Genomic DNA, 3,612 nt, shown 5'->3' with positions numbered 1-3,612 from the left:
GAATACGACATTGAAACCACACTCGATAACGCCGCGGCGGTTCGGGAGGCAAATACCATTCTTCTCTGTGTAAAACCACAAAACAGCCTTCAGGTTTTGGAGGAAATACGCGACGAACTGACGGAGAACAAACTCTTAATCTCAATTGTGACTTCTCTGACCACCACAAAAATGGAGACGATCCTGGACAAGCCGATCCCGGTTATCCGGGCCATGCCCGGGCCATGCCCAATACACCGGCTCTTTTAAAAGAAGGCATTACCGCCCTGAGCGGCGGGAAATATGCCCAATCGCAGGATCTGGAAAAGGCAAAAGCCATTTTTTCGTCCGTAGGGCGTGCCCTGATTGTGGATGAACACCACATGGACGCCGTAACGGCCCTCAGCGCCAGCGGACCGGCCTTTATCTTTATTATGATTGAGGCCCTCGCCGAAGGCGGTGTGATGGTCGGACTTCCGAGAAATATCGCAACGGAATTGGTGGCCCAGACCACCCTCGGGGCAGCCAAAATGGTACTCGAAACCGGCCGTCACCCGGCTCTTCTGAAGGATCAGGTCACTACTCCGGCCGGATGCACAATCGACGGAATTCTCCAGATGGAAGAAGGCGGCATTCGCGTAACGCTGATCAAAACCATCGTGGAAGCCACCCGCCGCGCCAGAGAACTGATTGAAGATTGAGGTCCTGTGAAACCGAAAGGAAGTGGCAGCGGTTGCCCGTAAATGGTGCAATCGCTGTCTAATCGGTACATTTTTTTCATGATTTTGAAAGGAACTCCTATGCGACACATTCATTTTTCCTGGATTATTCTTTTGGCTTTTTCGATTTCATCCTCGGGATGGACACAAACAAAAAACTTGTCCAAGGGGCCTGCTGTCCTCCCGGTGCCGCAGGAATGGCAGTACGGAAGCGGTCGATTTTCCATTGATTCGACACTCGTTCTGGTTCTGGATTCACAATCGCTCCGGCCCTCAGACACGGCCGTTCGCCTGCTGAAACAAACCCTTCAATCGGAATTGAAAATCTCCCCGCCAATCGTACAATCACTTTCATCCCGCCAAAAAGGGATCATTTTAATGAAGGTCGATTCACCCGGCGCTAAAAATTGGCTAAAACAGCATCAGGTGTCCTTTCTCCCCAAAATGGAACCGGAAGGGTACATCCTTTCCATCGATCCCCGGCAAATCGTTATCATTGGAAAAACCGACCCGGGACTTTTTTACGGAGTGGTTACGCTTATTCAGCTCGTTCGGGAGTCGAACAACGGCACCCTGCAAGCCATTCAAATCCGGGACTGGCCGGCACTGAAATTCCGCGGGATCTCCGATGACATGGCGCGCGGACAGGTTCCCACCTTAAAGGAGATGAAGAAGATCATCCGCTTTTCGGCGTTCTACAAAATGAACACCTACATGCCCTATTTGGAAGACCTGTTTACGAGTAAAAAGTATCCATCGATCGGGAAAAATCGCGGGCGTCTCACACCCAAAGAGGTTCGCGACCTTCAGGATTATGCCCAAAAATATTATGTCCAGGTTATTCCGATTTTTGAATTGCTGGGACATTGTGAAAACATTCTCATTCAACCCAAATTTGAGCATCTGGCCGAATTTCCCGGAGCGGCCTCTCTCAGTACCACCAACCCAAAAACCTACACCTTCCTCCGGAACATTATCCGGGAACAGGCCTCTCTGTGGAAATCCCCCTATTTTCACGCCGGACTGGATGAATCCTGGGACGTGGGAAAGGGAGAGTCCAAGCCTCTGGTGGAACGGTACAACACAGCCGTGGTGCATGCCGAACATTACAACAAACTTTACCAGATGCTTAAAAAACAGGGCAAAACCATGATTATGTACGGGGATATCATCCTGCGAAACCCCGAAATTCTTACACAATTGCCCAAGGATATTCTCATTATGGATTGGCACTACCACGCTTCGGACGATTTTCCCAGTGTGGAATTTTTTCAGCGTACCGGCCGCAAATTTCTCATTTCGCCGGGTGTTAGTGACTGGCGACGGATTTTCCCGGATGTAACCAAGTCCCTGGTAAACATCAAATACTACACACAGAAGGGGGCCCTTTACGGCGCCCTCGGGTCTATCGTCTCCACCTGGGGGGACTACGGGGGAGCGAATTTCAAAGAACTGGACTGGCTGGGGTTCGGATATGCCGCGGCCTGTGCCTGGAATCCCAACGGATCTGATCCGGAAGAATTTCGACAATCTTTCACCCGGCAATTCTACGGCTGTACTTGTCCTGCAATCGAAGCGGCCTACTCCCTTTTGGCCGAAACAGCCTCACACATTCAGTATCGGGACATCTGGCGCCACCCGTTTGCTCCAACGTCTGAGTCATCCGGAGCCCTCCTCCAGCAAAGTGTGGCCTGTCGAAATGCGGCCACCGATGTCATTAAACTGATTCAAAAAACCCGACCCGTCGTTCAACGCAACGGCTCGCAACTGGACTATCTTGATTTTGCCGCCCGATTGACCGGTTGGTACGGCAGGCGGCTGGAAACCGTCGTGTGGTGGAATCACGTGCTGCATGAATACATTTTTCCGGAGGACCGCGCCAAATTTAAGCAGGAAGCCGTCCAGCGATTTCGGGCCATGGGAGCTCAAATTGACACCCTGGCTCAGACGTACCGGAAGCTCTGGCTGCGAAACGACAAGCAAGCCAATCTTCACTGGATTTTATCCCAATTTGATCGGGAAAAAGCCTTTTGGAACATCAAAGCGGACGAGGTGTCAAAGGGTACGTACAATGCTTCTCCCGCGCTTCCCAGTCAATTCATTTACTTCCCCACGGCGGCAAACGATGAGGCAACGGTTCCGCTGTCCTATTTCAGAAAGACCTTTACCCTGACCCGGAAGCCCCGTAAGGCTCTGCTTCAGGTGATTAATGCCGGCGTGGCTGAAAACTACTTCAACGGAAAAAAATTGGGTGAAATGATTGCCCGGCGTACAAACTCAATGACGGTCATCAGCCAGCACGTAAAGGTTTACGACCTGACCAAACGGGTGAAACAGGGGAAAAATCTTCTGGCCTTTCAGGTAAAAAGCTACGATCCGCGCGGAAAAGCGGGAATCAATGTCTACCTCTGGCTCCTTTACCCCGACGGAACAAGCGAGACCATCTTGTCGGACGTGTACTGGAAAGCCGCTGACCGAACATTCAAGAATTGGCAAAAACTGAATTTTGATGATTCGTCCTGGTTCAATCCGATTATCCGTTCTTCCAGACGATTCATTCCGCGCCCGTACTTTAAATACAACCTGCCCACATGGGTGGACTGACAGAATTTTGGTTGACGTCCCCGGCACGTCTTTGAGCTGCCGGGGACCTGAATTATGGGAGGAGAACAAGCCATGCAAACCGGTACCGTTAAATTGTGGGAACCTGCAAAGGGTTACGGGTTCATTCTCGGCGATGACGATGAAGAGTATTTTGTTCACGTCAGCGATCTGGATATTACGCTTCAAAACAAAGGACTCCGGGAGGGTCAGCGGGTTTCTTTCGACATCCGCAGCGACCTGAAGGGGGAAAAAGCGGTCAATGTAAGAATCGTGCACTAAACGATTTCGGATTGGAAGAAAAAACGACACA

2 protein-coding genes and 1 pseudogene are annotated in these 3,612 nt (G+C 50.9%); all 3 read left to right on the top strand.

Annotated features, from left to right (window positions below):
• The 3 genes and pseudogenes from proC to GXO76_09075 all read left to right on the top strand — a co-directional run bounded on the left by proC (nt 1) and on the right by GXO76_09075 (nt 3,581).
• Nucleotides 1-680: pseudogene (gene proC / locus GXO76_09085) on the top strand (pyrroline-5-carboxylate reductase).
• 99 nt (nt 681-779) lie between these two features.
• Nucleotides 780-3,302 carry a family 20 glycosylhydrolase gene (locus GXO76_09080; protein NOY78006.1) on the top strand — a complete coding sequence of 841 codons (2,523 nt, stop codon included), beginning with the start codon at nt 780-782 and terminating at the stop codon, nt 3,300-3,302.
• A gap of 72 nt (nt 3,303-3,374) precedes the next feature.
• Complete coding sequence (locus tag GXO76_09075) at nt 3,375-3,581, top strand: cold-shock protein (GenBank protein NOY78005.1); 207 nt, start codon at nt 3,375-3,377, stop codon at nt 3,579-3,581.
• Nucleotides 3,582-3,612 lie beyond the last annotated feature (31 nt).

The sequence above is a fragment of the Calditrichota bacterium genome (assembly GCA_013151735.1).
Taxonomy (GTDB): domain Bacteria; phylum Zhuqueibacterota; class JdFR-76; order JdFR-76; family BMS3Abin05; genus BMS3Abin05.
This window is presented reverse-complemented; position numbering and strand designations above follow the sequence as displayed.